Annotated in this window: 16 protein-coding genes and 1 riboswitch; of the genes, 8 read left to right on the plus strand and 8 right to left on the minus strand. The window is 66.2% G+C overall.

The window, feature by feature from the left end; genetic code table 11:
• Positions 1 to 21: 21 nt before the first annotated feature.
• Positions 22 to 1,251, minus strand: coding sequence for a cyclic nucleotide-gated ion channel (locus QX135_RS18720; protein ID WP_315739936.1), 1,230 nt, complete (start codon positions 1,249 to 1,251; stop codon positions 22 to 24).
• Between the two features lie 2 nt (positions 1,252 to 1,253).
• Positions 1,254 to 3,932, minus strand: a complete 2,679-nt coding sequence (alaS, locus tag QX135_RS18725) for an alanine--tRNA ligase (RefSeq protein ID WP_316234217.1) — start codon at positions 3,930 to 3,932, stop codon at positions 1,254 to 1,256.
• A gap of 181 nt (positions 3,933 to 4,113) precedes the next feature.
• A riboswitch (glycine riboswitch) is annotated at positions 4,114 to 4,225 on the plus strand.
• Positions 4,226 to 4,370: 145 nt separating this feature from the next.
• Here alaS and gcvT point away from each other — a divergent pair.
• The 3 genes from gcvT (at position 4,371) to gcvP (ending at position 8,916) form a co-directional block, all read left to right on the plus strand.
• Positions 4,371 to 5,519 (plus strand): glycine cleavage system aminomethyltransferase GcvT, encoded by a 1,149-nt coding sequence (gene gcvT / locus QX135_RS18730; protein ID WP_316179167.1) that lies wholly within the window; start codon positions 4,371 to 4,373, stop codon positions 5,517 to 5,519.
• A gap of 9 nt (positions 5,520 to 5,528) precedes the next feature.
• Positions 5,529 to 5,894: a glycine cleavage system protein GcvH gene (gcvH, locus tag QX135_RS18735; RefSeq protein ID WP_315770483.1), complete on the plus strand. Its 366-nt coding sequence runs from the start codon at positions 5,529 to 5,531 to the stop codon at positions 5,892 to 5,894.
• 148 nt (positions 5,895 to 6,042) lie between these two features.
• Positions 6,043 to 8,916 carry an aminomethyl-transferring glycine dehydrogenase gene (gcvP, locus tag QX135_RS18740; RefSeq protein WP_316179165.1) on the plus strand — a complete coding sequence of 958 codons (2,874 nt, stop codon included), beginning with the start codon at positions 6,043 to 6,045 and terminating at the stop codon, positions 8,914 to 8,916.
• Here the strand turns inward: gcvP and QX135_RS18745 are convergent.
• Complete coding sequence (locus QX135_RS18745) at positions 8,895 to 9,974, minus strand: DUF1835 domain-containing protein (protein ID WP_316179163.1); 1,080 nt, start codon at positions 9,972 to 9,974, stop codon at positions 8,895 to 8,897. The two genes, gcvP and QX135_RS18745, sit on opposite strands and share 22 nt — an antisense overlap.
• Before the next feature lie 293 nt (positions 9,975 to 10,267).
• Positions 10,268 to 11,356 (minus strand): recombinase RecA, encoded by a 1,089-nt coding sequence (gene recA, locus QX135_RS18750; RefSeq protein WP_315739908.1) that lies wholly within the window; start codon positions 11,354 to 11,356, stop codon positions 10,268 to 10,270.
• Between the two features lie 563 nt (positions 11,357 to 11,919).
• Here recA and QX135_RS18755 point away from each other — a divergent pair.
• The 3 genes from QX135_RS18755 (at position 11,920) to QX135_RS18765 (ending at position 14,142) form a co-directional block, all read left to right on the plus strand.
• Positions 11,920 to 12,213: a hypothetical protein gene (locus tag QX135_RS18755; protein ID WP_315777640.1), complete on the plus strand. Its 294-nt coding sequence runs from the start codon at positions 11,920 to 11,922 to the stop codon at positions 12,211 to 12,213.
• Between the two features lie 1,369 nt (positions 12,214 to 13,582).
• On the plus strand, positions 13,583 to 13,822 hold the full coding sequence (locus tag QX135_RS18760; protein WP_012045383.1) for a DUF6894 family protein: 240 nt from the start codon (positions 13,583 to 13,585) through the stop codon (positions 13,820 to 13,822).
• 182 nt (positions 13,823 to 14,004) lie between these two features.
• Positions 14,005 to 14,142, plus strand: coding sequence for a hypothetical protein (locus QX135_RS18765; protein ID WP_315739909.1), 138 nt, complete (start codon positions 14,005 to 14,007; stop codon positions 14,140 to 14,142).
• 18 nt (positions 14,143 to 14,160) lie between these two features.
• On the opposite strand, the gene QX135_RS18770 is transcribed toward QX135_RS18765, so the two are convergent.
• Both QX135_RS18770 and QX135_RS18775 read right to left on the minus strand, forming a co-directional pair.
• A complete protein-coding gene (locus QX135_RS18770) occupies positions 14,161 to 14,409 on the minus strand; it encodes a hypothetical protein (RefSeq protein WP_315798337.1) in 249 nt (82 codons plus the stop codon).
• A 121-nt stretch (positions 14,410 to 14,530) separates the two neighbouring features.
• Positions 14,531 to 14,827 (minus strand): hypothetical protein, encoded by a 297-nt coding sequence (locus QX135_RS18775; protein WP_316179161.1) that lies wholly within the window; start codon positions 14,825 to 14,827, stop codon positions 14,531 to 14,533.
• A 249-nt stretch (positions 14,828 to 15,076) separates the two neighbouring features.
• Between QX135_RS18775 and QX135_RS18780 the strand changes: the two genes are divergently transcribed.
• Together QX135_RS18780 and QX135_RS18785 are read left to right on the plus strand one after the other, a co-directional pair.
• The gene (locus QX135_RS18780) at positions 15,077 to 15,535 is read left to right on the plus strand and encodes a PaaI family thioesterase (RefSeq protein ID WP_409998121.1); all 459 of its coding nucleotides are present in this window, start codon (positions 15,077 to 15,079) and stop codon (positions 15,533 to 15,535) included.
• 161 nt (positions 15,536 to 15,696) lie between these two features.
• Positions 15,697 to 15,948, plus strand: a complete 252-nt coding sequence (locus QX135_RS18785) for a PilZ domain-containing protein (protein ID WP_315716061.1) — start codon at positions 15,697 to 15,699, stop codon at positions 15,946 to 15,948.
• 15 nt (positions 15,949 to 15,963) lie between these two features.
• Here QX135_RS18785 and QX135_RS18790 read toward each other — a convergent pair whose 3' ends face one another.
• Positions 15,964 to 17,937 (minus strand): pyrroloquinoline quinone-dependent dehydrogenase, encoded by a 1,974-nt coding sequence (locus QX135_RS18790; protein ID WP_410052036.1) that lies wholly within the window; start codon positions 17,935 to 17,937, stop codon positions 15,964 to 15,966.
• A gap of 275 nt (positions 17,938 to 18,212) precedes the next feature.
• The gene (locus QX135_RS18795; RefSeq protein ID WP_316179157.1) at positions 18,213 to 19,709 is read right to left on the minus strand and encodes a caspase family protein; all 1,497 of its coding nucleotides are present in this window, start codon (positions 19,707 to 19,709) and stop codon (positions 18,213 to 18,215) included.
• Between the last annotated feature and the right edge of the window lie 125 nt (positions 19,710 to 19,834).

Consider the following 19,834-nt stretch of genomic DNA (forward strand, 5'->3'; position numbering starts at 1 on the left):
TACGGAATCCGCGCGCCGCCCCTACCCGTCCGTCTGGTCGTCGTGCTCGGCCTGCGACAGCTCGGCGAGGGCGAGGTCGCCGGAATCGGCCATGCGCGCCTTGGCGATGGTCCGGACATGCGCGGCCAGCGCCGGCATCCGCGCGATCAAGGCGTGGAAGTCCTGCGCGTCGAGCACCAGCAGCCGGGTCTTGCGTGTCGCCGTCACGGTGCCCGAGCGCTTGGTCCGATGCAGCAGCGCGATCTCGCCGAAGAACGTGCCGTCGGCGAGCTTGACGCATTGCGTCGGCAGCTCGATCTCGACCTCGCCGGCAGTGATGAAATACATCGAGGAGGCGGCATCGCCGCGCCGCACCAGCACCTCGCCGGACTCGATCGTGCGCGCGCGCAGCAGCCGCATGATGTCGGCGATTTCGGACGCCGAAAGATGCGAGAACAGCGGCACCCGCGCCAGCATGCCCCAGGTGACGACGAAGTCGCGCCGCTTGATCTCCTCGGCGAACGCGGTCGAGATGATCGCGACCGGCAGCGCGATCATGGCAAAGCCCCAGATGATCGCGAACACCGTGATGATGCGGCCGAGCGGCGTCACCGGCACGACGTCGCCATAGCCGACGGTGCCGAGCGTCACGATCGCCCACCACATCGCATGCGGGATGGTGCCGAACTTGTCCGGCTGGACGTCGCGCTCGACCGCATAGAGCAGCGAGGCGAACAGCAGCACCGCGCCGGCCAGGATGACGAGGCAGCCGATCAAGATGCGCCGCTCGGCCTGCACCGCCGACAGCAGCGAGCGCAGCGCCGGCGAATAGCGCACCAGCTTGAGGAACGGCAGCACGATGCACACCGCTTCCAGACTGCGGTCGCCAAGCACGAGCGCAATCGCGGCCGGCACGAAGGACAGGAGGTCGACGACACCGAGCGCGGAGAAGGCGTAAGCGAAGCGATCCTGGCGCGGCGACTGCCGCCGCGGCATGTGGCCGGCGACGCTCCAGAGACGGGCGACATACTCCGCGGCGAAGACGATCAGCGCGCCGATCTTGATCGCGCGCAGCAGTCCGCCAATGGCGGCCGCGATGTCCGGGTCCGATGCCAGCACCACCGCCAGCACGTCGAGCGTGATGACGAGCACGATGAACTGGACGACGCGCGAGCCGTGCGTGCTCGGCAGATGGTCGTGCTCGAGCAGCTCGTACAGCCGGTCGCGCAGATCGGGATCGCGAACGCTCTCGCCCGGCCCGAGCGGCGGCACGATCAGCCGGCCTTGCCGATCGCGCTCTCGATCGCGGCCAGCGCGGCCTCCGCCTTGCCGCCGTCGGGGCCGCCGGCCTGGGCCATGTCGGGACGGCCGCCGCCGCCCTTGCCGCCCAACGCCTCGGACGCGGCGCGCACGAGGTCGACCGCATTGAAACGCGATGTGAGATCGGCGGTGACGCCGACCACGACGCCGGCCTTGCCGTCCTCGGTGACGCCGACGATCGCGGCGACGCCCGAGCCGAGCTGCTTCTTGGCCTCGTCGGCCAGCGACTTGAGATCCTTCATCTCGATGCCCGAGACGGCGCGGGCCATCAGCTTGATGCCGCCGACGTCGCGGATCCCGGCGGGAGCGCCGTTGCCGGTCTCCCGGCCGCCACCCATGGCGAGCTTCCTGCGCGCGTCCGACAGCTCACGCTCGAGCTTCTTGCGCTCCTCCATCAGCGCGGTGATGCGCGCCGGTACGTCCTCGACCGTGGTGCGCAGCTCGGCCGCCGCCGCCTTGGCCAGCGAAAGGTTATGGCTGGCATGCGCGCGGGCGCCACGTGCCGTCAGCGCCTCGATGCGGCGGACGCCGGACGCCACCGCGCTCTCGGAGGTCACCGCGATCAGGCCGATGTCGCCGGTGCGCTTGACATGGGTGCCGCCGCACAGCTCGACCGACCAGCCCATCGCGTTCGAGCCCTGCTCGCGCGCGGCGTCGCCCATCGAGACGACGCGGACCTCGTCGCCATATTTCTCGCCGAACAGCGCGCGGGCGCCGGCCTCGCGGGCATCGTCCAGCCCCATCAGGCGGGTCGTGACCTCGGCATTCTCCAGCACGACGTCGTTGGCGATGTCCTCGACGCGGGCGAGCTCCTCCGGGGTGATCGGCTTCGGATGGACGAAGTCGAAGCGCAGGCGGTCGGGCGAGACCAGCGAGCCGCGCTGGGCGATGTGGTCGCCGAGCACCTGGCGCAGCGCCTCGTGCAGGATATGGGTCGCCGAATGGTTGGCGCGGATCGCCGAGCGCCTGCTGTGATCGACGTCGAGTTGCAGCGCGGAGCCGAGCTTGAGCGTACCCTGCTCTACCGTGCCGATATGCGCGAACAGGTCGCCGGCCTTCTTCTGGGTGTCGGTGATGCGGACGCGGACGCCGTCGCCGGTCATGAGGCCGGTGTCGCCGACCTGGCCGCCGGATTCGCCGTAGAACGGGGTCTGGTTGAGCACGATGACGCCGCTCTCGCCGGCCTTGAGGCTCTCGACCTCGGCGCCGTCCTTGACCAGCGCGGTCACTGCGCCTTCGGCGGTCTCGGTCTCATAGCCGAGGAACTCGGTGGCGCCGAGCTTCTCGCGCAGCGGGAACCAGACGGTCTCGGTCGCAGCCTCGCCGGAGCCGGCCCAGGCCGCACGCGCCTTGGCGCGCTGGCGGTCCATGGCGTCGGTGAAGGAAGCCTGGTCGACGCTGATGCCGCGCGACTTCAGCGCGTCCTGGGTGAGATCGAGCGGGAAGCCGTAGGTGTCGTACAGCGTGAAGGCGACGTCGCCGTCGAACATGTCGCCCTTCTTCAGAGTGGCAGACTTCTCGTCGAGGATGGCCAGCCCGCGCTCCAGGGTCTTGCGGAAGCGGGTCTCTTCGAGTCGCAGCGTCTCCTTGATGAGCGCCTCGGCGCGGATCAGCTCCGGATAGGCCTGGCCCATCTCGCGGGAGAGCGTGCCGACCAGCTTGTGCATCAGGGGCTCGCGGGCGCCGAGCAACTGGGCGTGGCGCATCGCGCGGCGCATGATCCGGCGCAGCACATAGCCGCGGCCTTCGTTCGACGGCAGCACGCCGTCGGAGATCAAGAACGACGAGGCGCGGAGATGATCGGCGATGACGCGGAGCGACGCCTTCTGCGGCCCCTGCGGGTCGGCATTGGTGAGGTCGGCGATGGCGCGGATCAGGGCGACGAACAGGTCGATGTCGTAGTTGTCGTGCTTGCCCTGCAGCACCGCGGCAACGCGCTCCAGGCCCGCCCCGGTGTCGATCGACGGCTTCGGCAGCGGATTGCGGACCCCGCCCTCGAGCTGCTCGTATTGCATGAACACGAGGTTCCAGATCTCGATGAAGCGATCGCCATCGGCCTCCGGCGAGCCGGGCGGGCCGCCCCAGATCTTGTCGCCGTGGTCGTAGAAGATCTCCGAGCACGGGCCGCACGGGCCGGTGTCGCCCATCTGCCAGAAATTGTCCGAGCCACTGATGCGGATGATGCGGGATTCCGGCAGGCCGGCGATCTTCTTCCAGAGCCCGAACGCCTCGTCGTCGTCGACGTAGACGGTCGCGGTCAGCTTGTCCTTCGGCAGGCCGAACTCCTTGGTGACGAGCTTCCAGGCGAGCTCGATGGCGTTCTCCTTGAAATAGTCGCCGAACGAGAAGTTGCCGAGCATCTCGAAGAAGGTGTGGTGGCGGGCGGTGTAGCCGACATTGTCGAGGTCGTTGTGCTTGCCGCCGGCGCGCACGCATTTCTGCGACGTGGTGGCGCGGTTGTAAGCGCGCTTCTCGACGCCGGTGAAGACGTTCTTGAACTGCACCATGCCGGCGTTCGTGAACATCAGGGTCGGGTCGTTGCGCGGCACGAGCGGCGAGGACGGCACGATCTCGTGGCCGTTCGCGGCGAAGAAGTTGAGGAAGGTCGACCTGATCTCGTTGACGCCGCTCATAGCAATCCAATCGAAGAAGTCCGGGAATTCGGCGGTGATGCTTTTAGACAAGGGGACTTCGCGTGTCCAGAAACTGTGCAGAAACATCATGGGCTTGCTGCACGGCTCCTAAAGCTGGTTGAAAGCCCGAGTGACGCGTTGACAGCCTGCGCGGGCTGGTGTTTGGTCCGGGACATAGACGACAGTCGCGTCGGGAGAGACCGGTCTTCTGAGGTTCTGGTTGAACTTCAAGGGTCGGCGCCGAAGGAGCAACCGCCCCGGAAACTCTCAGGCAAAAGGACCCTCGCGACTGCAACTGCATCTGGAAAGAGACGCTGGCCGGGCTTTGACCGGACCGCGTCCGCCGACGGGATAATACTCTCAGGCACAGCGACAGATGGGGCTTCGGTGGCGTTTTTCGGGACTGGTCCCGAGGAACCGCGCGAGGACCCCTGATCGATGGCTGAACCGGCTGCCCCCCTTTCTTTGAAGCGAACGCCGCTCCATGCGCTGCATGGCAGCCTTGGCGGCAAGATGGTGCCCTTCGCGGGCTATGAGATGCCGGTGCAGTACGCCCCCGGCGTGCTCAAGGAACACCTCCATACCCGCAGCGCGGCCGGACTTTTCGACGTGTCCCACATGGGCCAGGTCGCGCTGGTGCCGAAATCCGGCAAGGTCGCCGACGCCGCAGCCGCGCTCGAGCGGCTGGTGCCGCAGGACATCGTCGGCATCCCGGCAGGCCGGCAGCGCTATGCCCAGTTCACCAACGCCGACGGCGGCATTCTCGACGACCTGATGGTGGCGAATTTCGGCGAGCACCTAGTGCTGGTGGTCAACGCCGCCTGCAAGGACGCCGACATCAAGCTGCTGCGCGACGGGCTGTCCGACGTTTGTGACGTGCAGCCGCTGACCGACCGCGCGCTGCTGGCGTTGCAGGGGCCGAAGGCTGCGAGCGTGCTGGCGAAATTCTACGCAGAGGCCGAGGGCATGCGGTTCATGGACGCCGGCCCGCGCATGGTCGACGGGCTCCCCTGCTACGTCTCCCGCTCCGGCTATACCGGCGAGGACGGCTACGAGATCTCCGTTCCCGCCGCCAAGGCCGAGCAGCTCGCCGAAGCGCTGCTGTCCGACAACGACGTGCTGCCGATCGGGCTGGGCGCCCGCGACAGCCTGCGGCTCGAGGCCGGGCTCTGCCTCTACGGCCATGACATCGACACGACGACGACGCCGGTCGAGGCCGCGCTGGAATGGTCGGTGCAGAAGGTCCGCCGCACCGGCGGCGCGCGTGCTGGCGGCTTCCCCGGCGCCGACAGGATCCTGGTGCAGTTCGATGGCGGTGCGACACGCCGCCGCGTTGGCTTCAGGCCCGAGGGCCGCGCACCGGTGCGCGAGGGCGCGCCGCTGTTCGCGAGCGCCGACTCGGCCGAACCGATCGGCCAGGTCACCTCCGGTGGCTTCGGACCGACGCTGAATGCGCCGGTCGCCATGGGTTACGTGCCGACCGCCCTCTCCGCAATCGACACCCGGCTGTTCGCCGATGTGCGCGGCCAGCGCCTGCCGCTGCGCGTCGCCGCCATGCCCTTCGTTCCCAACACCTACAAGCGCTGAAGGACGTCCATGACCACGCTCTACACCTCCGACCATGAATGGCTCAGCATCGATGGCGACACAGCCACCATCGGCATCACCGACTATGCGCAGGCCCAGCTCGGTGACGTCGTGTTCGTGGAGCTGCCGCAGGTCGGCCGCGCGCTGAAGAAGTCGGAAGCTGCCGCCGTGGTCGAGTCGGTCAAGGCCGCTTCCGACGTCTACGCGCCGATCAGCGGCGAGGTGGTCGAGGTCAACCAGGCGATCGTCGACGAGCCTGCGCTCGTCAACACCGACGCCGGCGGCAAGGCCTGGTTCTTCAAGCTCAAGATCGCCGACCGGGGCGAGCTCGGCGGCCTGATGGATGAGGCCGCCTACAAGGCGCATACGGCGTGAGACGTGCGGTGCGGCGATACTCACCACTGTCATCGCCCGGCTCGACCGGGCGATCCACTACGCCGCGCTCTCTCCGCCTGATCTCACCATCGATGTTTACTGGATGCCCCGCCGTCGCGGGGCATGACGAGGCATAGAGGATTTGCTCATGACCACGCCGCTCAAGCCGCTCGATGATGCCGCCACCAGCTTCGCCCGCCGCCATATCGGTCCCTCGCCGCGCGACGTCGCGGCGATGCTGGAGACCGTCGGCGCCAAGAGCGTGGCGGAGCTGATGGCGCAGACGCTACCCGGCACGATCCGGCAGACGGCGCCGCTCACCCTCGAGCCGGCGCTGAGCGAGCCCGAAGCGTTGTCGCATATGCGCGCACTGGCGGCGCGGAATCAGGTCTTCACCTCGCTGATCGGCCAAGGCTATTCCGGCACGCTGATGCCGGCGGTGATCCAGCGCAACATCCTGGAGAACCCGGCCTGGTACACGGCCTATACGCCCTATCAGCCGGAGATCAGCCAGGGCCGGCTGGAGGCGCTGTTCAACTTCCAGACCATGATCTGCGATCTCACCGGGCTCGACGTCGCCAATGCCTCGCTGCTGGACGAAGCCACGGCGGCGGCGGAGGCCATGGCGCTGGCCGAGCGGTCGGCACGGACCAAGACCAAGGCGTTCTTCGTCGATCAGGATGTCCACCCGCAGACGCTGGCGGTGCTGCGCACCCGCGCCGAGCCGCTCGGCTGGCAGCTGATCGTCGGCGACCCGGCCAAGGATCTGGACAGCGCCGAGGTGTTCGGCGGCCTGCTGCAATATCCGGATACGACGGGCGCGCTGCGCGATCCGCGCCCCGCGATCGCCCGGCTGCACGACAAGGGCGCGCTCGCGATCCTCGCTGCCGACCTGCTGGCGCTGACATTGATCGCCTCGCCGGGCGAGCTCGGTGCCGACATCGCGATCGGCTCGGCGCAGCGCTTCGGCGTGCCGATGGGCTATGGCGGACCGCATGCCGCCTACATGGCGGTACGCGATGCGCTGAAGCGCTCGCTGCCCGGCCGCATCGTCGGCCTGTCCGTCGATTCGCGCGGTGCCCCCGCCTATCGGCTGGCGCTGCAGACCCGCGAGCAGCACATCCGCCGCGAGAAGGCAACGTCGAACATCTGTACCGCGCAGGTGCTGCTGGCGGTGATCGCTGCGATGTATGCCGTCTATCATGGCCCCGACGGGCTGAAGGCGATCGCCCGCACCGCGCATTGGCGGACCGCGGTGCTGGCTGCAGGGCTGCGCAAGCTCGGCTTTGCGCCGGAAAGCGAGACCTTCTTCGACACGGTCACCGTCGAGGCCGGCGCCAAGTCCGATTCGATCATCGCCCTCGCGGAAGGCGAGCGGATCAATCTCGGCCGCGACGGCAGCAGGCTGCGGATCGCGCTAGACGAGACCACGACGGCCGATGTCGTCGAAGCCGTCTGGCGCGCATTCGGCGGCGACCTCTCCTACACGGCGATCGAGGCGGAAGCGCGCGAGGCGCTGCCGGCCGAGCTCAAGCGGCAGCGGCCGTACCTGACCCATCCGGTGTTCCACGCGCATCGCTCCGAGACCGAGATGCTGCGCTACCTGCGCAAGCTCGCGGACCGCGATCTCGCGCTCGATCGTGCGATGATCCCGCTCGGCTCCTGCACGATGAAGCTGAACGCGACCACCGAGATGATCCCGCTGACGTGGCCGGAATTTTCCAGCCTGCACCCGTTCGTGCCGCGCGCGCAGGCGGCCGGCTATCACACGATGTTCGCCGATCTGACCGACTGGCTGTGCCGGATCTCCGGCTATGATGCCGTGTCGCTGCAGCCGAACTCGGGCGCGCAGGGCGAATATGCCGGCCTCCTGGCGATCCGCGGCTACTACGCCGCCCGCGGCGAGGGCCACCGCACCATCTGCCTGATTCCTTCCTCCGCCCACGGCACCAACCCGGCCTCGGCGCACATGGCCGGCATGGAGGTGGTCGTGGTCGGCTGCGATGCAGGCGGCAATGTCGATCTGGCCGATCTCAAGGCGAAGGCGGAAGCGCATAGCGCCAAGCTCGCCGCCATCATGATCACCTATCCCTCGACGCATGGCGTGTTCGAGGAGCACATCCGCGACATCTGCGACATCGTCCATGCCCACGGCGGACAGGTCTATCTCGACGGCGCCAACCTCAATGCGCAGGTCGGCCTCTCCAGACCCGGAGATTACGGCGCCGATGTCAGCCATTTCAACCTGCACAAGACGTTCTGCATTCCGCATGGCGGCGGCGGCCCGGGCATGGGGCCGATCGGCGTGAAGGCGCATCTGGCGCCCTTCCTGCCCGGTCACCCTGCGACCGATGGCGCGAGCGCGCATCCGATCGGGCCGGTCTCGGCGGCGCCGTATGGCTCCGCCTCGATCCTGACCATCTCCTACATCTACATGCTGCTGATGGGCGGCGAGGGCCTGACCCGCGCCACCGAGATCGCGATCCTCAATGCCAACTACGTCGCGGCGCGGCTCGATGCGCATTTTCCGGTGCTCTACCGCAACGAGCGCGGCCGCGTCGCGCATGAATGCATCATCGATCCGCGGCCGCTCAAGCAGAGCAGCGGCGTCACCGTCGACGACATCGCCAAGCGACTGATCGACTACGGCTTCCATGCGCCGACCATGAGCTTCCCGGTGGCGGGCACCTTGATGATCGAGCCGACGGAATCGGAGTCCAAGGCGGAGCTCGACCGCTTCTGCGACGCCATGATCGCGATCCGCCAGGAGATCGCCGAGGTCGAGCAGGGCCGCTTCGGAATCGAGGCCTCGCCGTTGCGCCACGCGCCGCACACGGTGCACGACATCGCCGACGACAATTGGAACAGGGCCTACCGGCGCAGCGAGGGCTGCTTCCCCGCGGGCACCTCGCGCACCGACAAGTACTGGTGCCCGGTCGGCCGCGTCGACAACGTCTACGGCGACCGCAATTTGGTGTGCTCGTGCCCGCCGGTGGCGGACTACGCCCAGGCGGCGGAGTAAGCCTCCTCACGCATGCTCCGAGGGATCGGGCGCCACGGCTCGCGACAATCAATGACGTGAGGCGTGCCATGATCCGGAGCGATGAGCACCGCATGCCAACGCCAGAGATTGGCGTTGATCAATTCGGTGCCGCCCCACCAGCGCCAGATCGGATTATGGCTGCTGAAATCCTCCTCGCCGGCGAGGATTGCCTTGCCGAGCGGTGTCAGCGACAGCGTGCTGGCCCTGTAGCGCTCGAGGCGTTCACGGCTGTCGTGCATCTCGACCGAGAATGGCGATTCGGCGAGGCCCGAAATTGCCGGCACCGGCGCGAGCGCCAGACCGTCGAGCAACGTGCCTCCTTCCCAATAGTCATAGACGCGCCGTTGAAAGCGATCCCGATGATGCGGCAACAGGTCGAATGGGTACTGATAGCCGGCTGACAGCAATTCGAGGATTCTCAGCTCCGATGCTCCGAGGCCCGTCGCAACACCGGGAAGCTCATCGAGCATCTCCTGCACGCAGCGGCGAAGCTGCGGCAGTGCACTGAGATCCTGCTTCAACAGATCGAACCAGGCTTGCGGCGTCGGCGCCCGAAACGCCCGCCATGCCAGATGACCCAGGTCGAGATGCTCACGTGCGAGCTCTACGCCGGCAATGGTCCGACCGGCGAGTCGCCCGGCCGGGGCATCGAATAGCGGTACATCGACATGCCGCAATACGATCTTCGTCGCGATCTCCGCGTGATGGCGCAGATAATCCAAGAGCCAGATCAGGACCAACTGGTCGTTCGGACGGGTCCCCATCCACAGCTCGACGCTATCGCAGCGGTCAACAAGTTCGAGAAAACTGTGACTCCGCCCGCCGGCCGCCATGACGTCGCTACGCGAGGCGAAATCCAACCAATGCCCCCGCTTCCGTCGCGTGGTGCGCTGGACGAGATACGCCGATAATTCGGCATCGGATGGCAGCGGTCCCCACACGAAACGATGGAGAATTGGCACCACCAGGTCGGCAAAGCCGCCCCTCCGAAGCGCTCCGGCGCTCGGATCATCGGCCGCTAGAATCAAACGCGTCATGCTGTTGGCTCCGGCACGGCCGATTGCCTCAAGGCGCTATCAACATATTCGCGATCGGCTCCCGGCGCCCAGGATCGGCGTCGGAAGTCTCGGTGCCGCCGTGCGGATCCGATCCGCTCGTCCGCGTGCACGCCTTCAGCTATTCGCGTTGAAGATCGTATCCGGCGCTCAGAGACGCATTCTCGCTGCATTCGGGAATGCAGCCGCAGATTTCGGCAGAGCACCACACATCTGCAAACGGGCGCTGGAACGTCGGCAACTCAACGTCCACGGCGCCCGCCGCCGCCGTGCCCCTACTCTTCCGCCGGCTCCTCGCCGTCGGCGTCGCGCTCGGCATTGCCGGCCAGGATCTGCTCGGCGATCAGGCCAGAGTTCTGGCGGATCGCGGCTTCGATCTTGGCAGTCATGTCCGGATTGGCCTTGAGGAACGATTTCGAATTCTCGCGTCCCTGCCCGAGACGCTGGCTATCGTAGGAGAACCAGGCGCCGGACTTCTCGACGATGCCGGCCTTGACGCCGAGATCGAGGATCTCGCCCATCTTGGACACGCCCTCGCCATACATGATGTCGAACTCGACCTGCTTGAACGGCGGCGCCAGCTTGTTCTTCACCACCTTGACGCGGGTGGTGTTGCCGATCACCTCATCGCGCTCCTTGATCGCGCCGATGCGACGGATGTCGAGGCGCACCGAGGCATAGAACTTCAGCGCGTTGCCGCCCGTGGTGGTTTCCGGCGAGCCATACATCACACCGATCTTCATGCGGATCTGGTTGATGAAGATCACCATGGTGTGGGATTTGTTGATGGAAGCGGTCAGCTTGCGCAGCGCCTGGCTCATCAGGCGGGCCTGCAGGCCCGGCAGCGACTCGCCCATCTCACCCTCGAGCTCGGCCTTGGGCACCAGCGCCGCGACGGAGTCGACGACCAGCACGTCGACCGCCCCCGAACGCACCAGCGTGTCGCAGATTTCCAGCGCCTGCTCACCCGTATCCGGCTGCGAGATCAGCAGCTCGTCGATGTTGACGCCCAGCTTGCGCGCATAGACCGGATCGAGCGCGTGCTCGGCATCGATGAAGGCGCAGATGCCGCCCTTCTTCTGCGCCTCGGCCACCGTGTGCAACGCCAAGGTGGTCTTGCCCGATGATTCCGGCCCGTAGATCTCGACCACCCGCCCTTTCGGCAGCCCGCCGATCCCCAACGCGATGTCGAGCCCGAGCGAGCCGGTCGACACCGTCTCGACATCCATCGAGCGGTCGTTCTTGCCCAGCTTCATCACCGAACCCTTGCCGAACTGACGTTCGATCTGGGACAGCGCAGCAGAGAGCGCCTTACTCTTATCCATTGAGGAACCTTCGACGATACGCAGGGCGGTGGCGGACATTGGCGCTCCTTATGGCGGGGATTCGCGAGATGGACAAACGGTTAACGAGGTCGGCCAGCAATCTTGAGGTGAATGTACTCCATCCGTTCTTTGTTCGCAATATGTTCTTCTCAACAATCACCGCTCTCAGCCCCCCCTGACAACCGCGGGGACACGCCTGCCACTCGGGGGCCGGCGCGCAGTCCACCGAGCAGCAGCGAGGGAGCGCTGCCCGATCAGCGCGCCCAGAAGCGAAGTACGGGGTGCTGGATGACGGCGACCGCGAAAGGATCCTGATCCGGCTGGAGGCGGAAGCCATGTGCGCGAGCGGCGCAGCCGCCGACCGGCGATCGCGCGGATGACGACCGGCCTGTCCGGGCGCTCCAATCTCGCTTCCCACGCCTGCGGCAGACGTCGACTCAATTATAAGTTGTTATTATCGTCTCGGCTTTGCCCTTATCATTCTGCTGGTCCTTCTCTATGAGCCTCGCACACCGCTTCCAATTTTCGGGACCAGCATGACCGGATCCAACAACGAACAGACCCTCACGTTGTGGCGCCCCGTCGGCCCAAAGGAGCTTGCCTTGATCGAGGCGTCGGGCATGCGTGCGTTTCCGCCGCGCCTTCCGGAGCAGCCGATCTTCTACCCGGTGCTGACCGAGGACTATGCCGTGAAGATCGCACGGGACTGGAACGTGCCGGCGAGCGGCCGCGGCCATGTGCTGCGCTTCGCGATCCTGCGAGGCTTCATCGACAACTACGAGGTGCGCGAGGCCGGCGGCCGCGAGCATCTCGAGTACTGGATTCCCAGCGAAGACCTCGCCGACTTCAACGCCGCGATCGTTGGACCGATCGTGCTCGTCAGGTCTTTCCCTTGAAACTACCAAACTCCTACACGCGTGCGTAGATCGCACATTCCGGGGTTCTCCTGACAGGAACGAAGTTCCCTCGCCTCTTCTGCTTTTGTTCGGCTCATCGTGCGTGCAGGCGCACGGTTTCGATGCAGATGCGCATGCAATGCTCGGCCGCGCGCAAGCTGTGTCCGGCCAGAAGTTCCGCAACAGAAGCGTCCGCGGATCTGCCGCGGCTTTCTGAGGCGGAATGGCACCCTGCGTTCCGACCGGAGCAATGGCCGGCGCGCGAACAGCTCGACGGCCGCCATATGACGAGCGACAGATGAAACGGCGCCCGCCAGGACGCTGTCTCGTGCCATGCCAGAGGGAGCCACGAGAGCCGTTCGCGCAGCCCCCTATGACCGGGCGAATGAGTGGGCCGAATGGAAGCCGGCGTGATCCGCATCACGCAGCACGCGGCGCTCACGACATCTTCAAGCCACAAACCATTGTCATAAACTTTGGGTTGCGTTATAGAATCATGGTTGTCGTACGTCTGAGCAAATTTTTGATCAGCCCCGGATTTGTTTGTTCGTTGCGATGATGGTCGCCGCACATTGTCAGTGGTGTATCGCCTTTGGTGTATCGCCCGTGGTGTGCCGTCGACCGATCCCTTGCAGCCTGCCAGCTACAACATTTGCAGGCTCCGTCACCCGTAGGCGCACGGCCCTGAAACCATCCGCGCCGAAAGAAAGCCCCGGACGACGTCCGGGGCTTTCGACGTTGATAGCTCCGCTCGGGATGCATCCCCCCGTCATTGTCGTGATGTCGAGGAACGGATCGCTTGCGTTGCGCTTCATATTGGCGATGACAAGAGATGACGTGACGTGCCCGTCCTGCAGGGCCGGCCTTCAAAGGATCGAGCTTCACTCGCAGCAAGGCGCCGCGGGAGAGAGGCGCTGTCCGGCTTGCGATGAACTCTTGGAAATGGTCGACGGCGCGACGCAGATCGCCTACCGACTGACAGTCGTGCCGGAACGGATCTTCGATCACAGCTAGGCGCGCGTCCCACGGCGATTGATCGAGATGGCAACCTTGATCTGACGCAAGGCACGCCTACAAGTTTCGCACTAGTCTAACTACGTCATTGCCGAACTGCCCTCGCTGGGAAGCTACGACGTTGACGCCGAGCCTCGGACCGCGGCGGTCCGAGGCTCATTCTCCGAGGCTCATTCGTTGGCCCGCAATCCGTCCGATTGCGCCGCACATCCCCAACGGCAATCAGCTCAACCGAGCGGACAGCGCGACCGACCGTATTTTACCGGAATTGATCCGAGGGGGTTTTGCGCTTCCATTTGCGATGCGTACATCAAACCCAGCGGCCTGGGGCGGTCAGGGCTCACCGGTTTTGGCAATGCCGCTCTATTTCTTTCGTATCCGTAACGGCCACTTCTCAGGCGCGTCCGAGTATGGGACCGAGTGCGCCGACCGCAACGCAGCCTGGAAAGAGATGACCACCGTCTGTGCCGACATGGCCAGCAGCATCTCGCGCAAGCTCGCCGAAAACTCCGAATGGCAGATGGAGCTGCTCGACGAGGCACGGCAGCCGGTCTTCCGCATCCGGATCGTCGCCGAGTCGCTGGATCAGGCCTGACGGCTCGCCACACCTCTTGTAGATCGTCACAGACGAGAACCACAACCGAAGCCTGTGGCCGGCGAGGTGACTGCGCGTCATTTCGCCAGCCGAGCTTGATCCAGATCAAAATGCCTGTCTGCATCCTGGCAGACATTTAAATTTGTATGGGTAATCTGATCTTCAAATGTCCGCGAACGGGGATGAACGTGCAGCATTGGCTGGAAGAGCCGAAGCCCGGCGATCCCGCGTACGCCTATGAAACCGTGGTCTGCAAGGCCTGCACGCGGCTTCATTTCATCAATCGCGACACGCGCAAGCTTCTCGGCGAGAAGGAATGAGGCGCTAGCCGGAATGATTCAATCGGCGCTGGGAAGCCGCCGCATCGTGAACTCGATGGCCCCATCGGGAAGCTCGCGCCAGCTTTCGACGGCGCTCATGTAGCCGGCCTTGGGATAGCGGGTCAGATAATCGCGGGCCTTGGCGCGCGCTTGCTCGCGCGGCAACGTGAACGTGTCACGAACGTAGCCGTCGCGAACCGGGCCCGCGCTCTTCTTCTGGCGCCGGGCCGCCATCCGGCTGGCCATGTCTCGAGGACGCATCCCCATCGACGAACTCCAACGCGCTGCCACACCGTCAATATAGACGGGGCCGCGAGGAATCCGAGTCCGCAATCGGGCAAGCGGGCCCGGGAGGATCAGAGCCCGCCCGACCCGAACGCGATAAATCTCAGTTGGTGCTGCCGACAGCCTTCGGCTTCTTGGTCGCGGTGGTCTTCATGGCAGGCGCCGCCTTGGGCTGCTCCGCCGCCCGGACGTTGCCCCAGGGATCGGCGCTCGTCTTGGCGTCCGGAATCTTGCGCATGGTGTCCTTGTAGGCCTGCTCCCGCGCCGCTTCGGCCTCTTTCTCCTCGGGCGACTTGGAGGGACCGTCGGCGAGAAGGTTGATGTTGGGCATCTGCGCCATTGCGGGAACCGCCCAGCCGGCCAGCACGGCGACCGCCATCGTCACGATCAGCTTCTTCATTGGTTACTCCCCGGTATAGGCGCCTTATACCATCGCTTCGCAATGCGCCAAGCCCGCGGCACTATGCCGGAACGGTGGAGATGTTCACGGCCGCATCGTCTGCGCGCACCTGCCGTCTGTTCCACGGTGTGCCCTCATCATAGTTTTCCAACTCCGGCCTTTTCAAGCCGCCGCTCTGCGGCAACATTCCGGCGGCTCCGCCGATCGCGGCGAGGCAAGTCGATGCCAAGACAAATCGATGACACGATCATGGAAGGACCTCCGCGCGTGCCGAACGAGACCCTGAACTTCACCACCGACGACGCGAGGCGCATCCTCGATGACGTGTTCGCGCCCTGGATCAAGGATCTTGGCTTGATCGTCGAGGACATCGCGCCGTCTCCGCAGGGCGAAGCCGGCGCCATCCTGCGCATGCCGTTCTCGCCGCGGCTCTGCCGCGACAATGGCGTCGTCTGCGGCCAGGCGCTGATGGCTTTTGCCGATACCGCGATGGTGATCGGGATGGTCACCGCGAGCGGCGGCTACCGGCCGATGACCACTGTCGACCAGACCACGCATTTCATGCGCGCCGTTGCCTCCGCTGACGTCCTGGCGGATGCGCGCGTGGTGCGGATGGGCCGCACCATGAGCTTCGGGCGGGTCACACTGACCAGCGCCGGCGATGGCAAGCCGGTGGCCATGGTGTCGAGCGCCTTCGCGATGCTCTGATCTGCGGCCTCTCTGATCCGCGGCCCGGCGGGGGTTAACGAAACATGAAGGCGACGGCCCGGGCTTCGCAGCCCGGATTCATCTGATCGAAACGCGAGACTGATTTATTTTAGGTGCTTTTGACGCGAAAGGTGACGCCATTCGGCACCGGGTTACAGGCCATGAGCGAGACGAGTGACAAGCGCATTGCACCGAGGCATCGGGTGCTGAAGCAGGGCAGGCTGGCATTCGACGGCGGCGGCGCGGTCGATTGCATGGTCCGCAACATGTCCGACACCGGCGCCAGGGTCGAGGTGGTCAGCCCGGTCGGTCTGCCCGAAGCCTTCACGCTGGTGATCCCGGCCGACAAGTTCACGCGGCGCTGCCACGCAGTCTGGAGCCACGACAAGCGGATCGGCGTCGCATTCGACTGATGGCGGCGCGGCGGGCTAGACCCGCCGCAGGCGCCATCGCCACAACGTCACCAACAGACCGACCAGCACCCCGACCGCGAGCAGGACGCCGGCGACAAACCGTCCGCCCGGACGATCAATCGTCCGTGACCACAGCGAGGGCCCTTCGCCATCGCGCGCCAGCCGAAACGCCACGACGCTGTCGCCGAGCGATGTGCCCGCCTCCGAATGGCCGCCCGCTGCGATCACCACGAATTGCTCGCCCTTCCATTCATAGGTCATCGGATTGGCGATGCCTGGCGCCGGCAACCGGCCCTGCCAGAGCTCCTGACCTGAGACAGCGTCGAAGGCGCGCAGATAGGCGTCCATCGCGCCGGTGAAGACGAGGCCGCCGGCTATGACCACGACGCCGTTGACGAGCGGCGTGCCCCACTTGAACGCCAGCCCGAGCGGCCCGCGATCCTCGGTGGTGCCGACCGTCGAGCGCCACAGGATCCTGCCGGCCTTGAGATCGACCGCGACCATTTCGCCCCATGGCGGCCGGTTGCACAACAGGCCGAGCCTGGACATGGCGACCACCCGCGTCACCGCGAACGGTGACCCGCGCTGCAACCCGAAATCGACACCGCGCGGCGGCGTCATCCGGTCAGCTTCCGCGCGCGGGATCAGCCTGACGATGTGGATGGCGCGGCTGACATTGGCGTAGAGGATCTGGCGCACGGGATCGAACGCCACGCCGCCCCAGTTCACGCCGCCTCCGGTCATTGGAAACAGCAACGCGCCCCGGGTCGTCGGCGGCGTGTAGAGACCCTCATTGCGCAACGCCGCGAGCTGATCGTCACAGGAGGAATCGACGCCACGCGGCACGGCTCTAAAAATGTCGCCCACTTCGAAGTGCTGATTCAGCAGCGGCGGCACATGGGTCGGGAACGGCTGCGTCGGCGACAGATCCTCACCTTCGACGGCGCCCTGCGGCACCGCGCGCTCCTCCACTGGCCAGATCGGCGCGCCGGTGTCGCGGTCGAGCACGAACACGAAACCCTGCTTGGTCGGCTGCATCACGACGTCACGTGCACCCTGCCCGGTCTCGATCCGCGCCAGGGTCGGCTGCGCCGGCAGATCGTAGTCCCAGACGTCGTGATGCGTGGTCTGAAACGACCAGGCCAGTGCGCCGCTCTCGATCCGCAGAGCGACCACGGAATCGGCGTGCCTGTTGTCACCCGGACGCGCACCGCCAAAGAAATCCGGACTGGGCGAGGATGTCGGAAGGAACACGAGGCCGCGCACCTCGTCGACCGACATCGGCGCCCAGACGTTCGCATGTCCCGCCGCGATGCCGTCATGGATCAGCGGATCGAAACGCCAGCGCAGCTCGCCGGTGCGCGCATCGAAGCCGTGGACCGTGCCTTCGGGCGCATCGACCCGCACATTGTCGCCGATCGATGAGCCGACCACCACGACACCCCTGCTCGCCACCGGTGCCGAGGTGATCTGGAATTCGCCCGGCCACAGCAGGTCCTTGGCGATGTCGATCCGCACTTCACCGTCTGCTCCGAAGCCGGCGCAGGGCTGCCCTGTCCGGGCATCGAGGGCGATCAGGCGGGCATCGACCGTGCCCATGAACAACCTGCTGCGGCACGCCGCGCCGGCCGGCGCCCGCTCGTCCACCCAATAGGCAACGCCGCGGCAGGCATAGCGATTGGCCGGGCGCCGTCCGTTGCCGACCTTGGGATCGAAACGCCAGCGCTGAACGCCGGTGCCGGGATCGAGCGCCACCACCTCGTTGAACGGCGTGCAGAACACCAGGCTGTCCTCGACCAGGATCGGCGTCGCCTCGAACTTGGTCCGCAAGGCGGCCGCGGGCGGCCGGCTCTGCAGATCCCCGGTGTGATAGTCCCAGGCAGGCACGAGCCGATCGACATTGGAAGGCGTGATCTGCGCCAGCGGAGAGAACCGCGTCCCACCGGCATCGCCGCTCCAGTGCTGCCAGGAGACGGCCGGCACCACCATCAGTTGGCTCCAGATGACGACCGCGCAAACACCCGCTCGACGCAATGACATGGACCTCTTCCTCCCGCAAACTGCATCCGAGGCGACGCAGCCGGGCCATGAAAGCAGCCTTCGCAGGCGGATCGAGCGGGATGGGACGGGCGGCGGCATCCGCGGGACGAGTGGTGGTGGGCGATGACGGATGGCGGAACCGAGCGGATGACCCGAACGAACCTCTCAAACGTCAGTGGCCGCCCCTGCGGACGGCCACATCGATGCGCAGAGGTCAGCGAGCTTCAGTAGCCGTAACCACGCCGTGTCGGATAGCTCTGCGGAGCCCGCCCATAACCACCGCCATAGCCACCGCCGATGCCGATCCCGATACTGACCGGCGGCGCCACGCGCACCGGCGGTCCATAATACTCGCGCGGCGGAGGCGGCGGCGCATAGACGACGACATCATCTGGGTCGCGACGGGGTGTGCGGCTGGCGCGCCTGGGCGGATCCTCGTCGCGCTTTCGGGCCGGCTTCTCTTCGACCCGCTTCTGCGTCTCGGACTTCCGGCCCGGCGGAGGCGTCTGCGAGCATGGACAGGTGGGACCAGCCGCGGCAACGGCCGGCACGACCGGCGGGGTTGCCGGGATCGCCGCATTGGCGGCCGCCACCACCGGCGTCACCACGGGCCGGTTGCGCAAGCGCTCGATCAGCTTGCGCGCGGTCGGGGTCAGGTCGCTGTTCGGATAGCGGTCGAGAAAGCCCTGATAGGACGCCACCATATTGATCAGCACCGCCTCGTTCCAGGCTGCCATCCTGTTGTGGAGGTCGAGCCATTCGCGCGCCTGCGGGCCATAGGGCGGCGCGATGTAGAGCGCCACGAAGGCCTCATACGCCTCGACGCTGCCGTCGCCAACGATGATTTCGTTGGCGGCCTCGATCGGCTTGCCCTGCAGGTTGCGCTTCCATTCGTCGACGCTGCGCTTGGCGACGACCGGCCGCGGGCCGGCATTGGCAGCGCCCGCATCCGCCGACACCACGAAGCGAAAATCCTCAGTCAAGGACGAGGAGTCCCACGGCGTCTGCCGACCCTCGGTGACCTTGTTCACCGCGACGCGCACGCGCTTGAACGCCTGCTCGATCGGAAGGCCCGGTTCCCGCGCCGCCTGCAGCAGCGCCGTGGTGTAGGGGCTGTTGGCGCCGGTGCCATCCTCGGCTTCTGCGCCAGGCGAGGTCGAGTAGGACAGGAACGTGCCCGGTGCTCCGGTCTTGGTGTCCACCAGCGCAAGGCCGCGGCCCGCGTTCTGACTGATGGCAGGAAACGGATTGTTGCGGCAGGCATCGAGCAGCAGGATGCGCATCCGGCTCGGCACAGAATTCAACGTGTTCAGGAGATCGTTGAGACGCACGGCCTGCAGCGGAATGTCGGCTTCACGTCGCGGATCCACGTCGACGGGCACGAGATAGTTCTCGCCATCGATCTGCAGGCCGTGGCCGGCATAGAACACCAGCGCGACCGTGTCGGGTCCCTTGGCCGCAATCTTGGCGGCAAAGTCGCCCACCTCCCTGTTGAGGTCTCGCTGCGACAGATCGGCGGCCGTCGTCACCTCGAACCCCGCCTCCCCCAGCATCTGCGCCATGACCTTGGCGTCGTTGGCGGGATTCGGCAGCGGCGTCACCGAACGATAGGCCGACTGCCCGATCACCAGCGCCAGCCTGCTGGTTTCGGCCAATGCGGGAGTGAGGCCGGCAAACAGGCCGCCGGCGAGCAATGCAGCCCTGAGAGCGTGCCGAAACATGGGACCTCCAATCTGCTCATGGCGTGCCTGTTGGTCGGGCCGGTTCGTGACCCGGTTCATCCCGACGGGCACAATCCGGTGAGCACGATGCCGCACGGCCAGCGCCGTTCGCGCCCTTGCTGCAT

Source organism: Bradyrhizobium sp. SZCCHNR1098 (genome assembly GCF_032489375.1).
Classification (GTDB): domain Bacteria; phylum Pseudomonadota; class Alphaproteobacteria; order Rhizobiales; family Xanthobacteraceae; genus Bradyrhizobium.

Excerpts from the sequence above, each read along its gene's own strand:
- alaS (WP_316234217.1), bottom strand. The coding sequence starts at position 3,932 with ATGAGCGGCGTCAACGAGATCAGGTCGACCTTCCTCAACTTCTTCGCC.
- gcvT (WP_316179167.1), top strand. The coding sequence starts at position 4,371 with ATGGCTGAACCGGCTGCCCCCCTTTCTTTGAAGCGAACGCCGCTCCAT.
- gcvH (WP_315770483.1), top strand. The coding sequence starts at position 5,529 with ATGACCACGCTCTACACCTCCGACCATGAATGGCTCAGCATCGATGGC.
- gcvP (WP_316179165.1), top strand. The coding sequence starts at position 6,043 with ATGACCACGCCGCTCAAGCCGCTCGATGATGCCGCCACCAGCTTCGCC.
- QX135_RS18745 (WP_316179163.1), bottom strand. The coding sequence starts at position 9,974 with ATGACGCGTTTGATTCTAGCGGCCGATGATCCGAGCGCCGGAGCGCTT.
- recA (WP_315739908.1), bottom strand. The coding sequence starts at position 11,356 with ATGTCCGCCACCGCCCTGCGTATCGTCGAAGGTTCCTCAATGGATAAG.
- QX135_RS18760 (WP_012045383.1), top strand. The coding sequence starts at position 13,583 with ATGCCGCTCTATTTCTTTCGTATCCGTAACGGCCACTTCTCAGGCGCG.
- QX135_RS18765 (WP_315739909.1), top strand. The coding sequence starts at position 14,005 with ATGAACGTGCAGCATTGGCTGGAAGAGCCGAAGCCCGGCGATCCCGCG.
- QX135_RS18770 (WP_315798337.1), bottom strand. The coding sequence starts at position 14,409 with ATGGGGATGCGTCCTCGAGACATGGCCAGCCGGATGGCGGCCCGGCGC.
- QX135_RS18775 (WP_316179161.1), bottom strand. The coding sequence starts at position 14,827 with ATGAAGAAGCTGATCGTGACGATGGCGGTCGCCGTGCTGGCCGGCTGG.
- QX135_RS18780 (WP_409998121.1), top strand. The coding sequence starts at position 15,077 with ATGGAAGGACCTCCGCGCGTGCCGAACGAGACCCTGAACTTCACCACC.
- QX135_RS18785 (WP_315716061.1), top strand. The coding sequence starts at position 15,697 with ATGAGCGAGACGAGTGACAAGCGCATTGCACCGAGGCATCGGGTGCTG.
- QX135_RS18790 (WP_410052036.1), bottom strand. The coding sequence starts at position 17,937 with ATGGTGGTGCCGGCCGTCTCCTGGCAGCACTGGAGCGGCGATGCCGGT.
- QX135_RS18795 (WP_316179157.1), bottom strand. The coding sequence starts at position 19,709 with ATGTTTCGGCACGCTCTCAGGGCTGCATTGCTCGCCGGCGGCCTGTTT.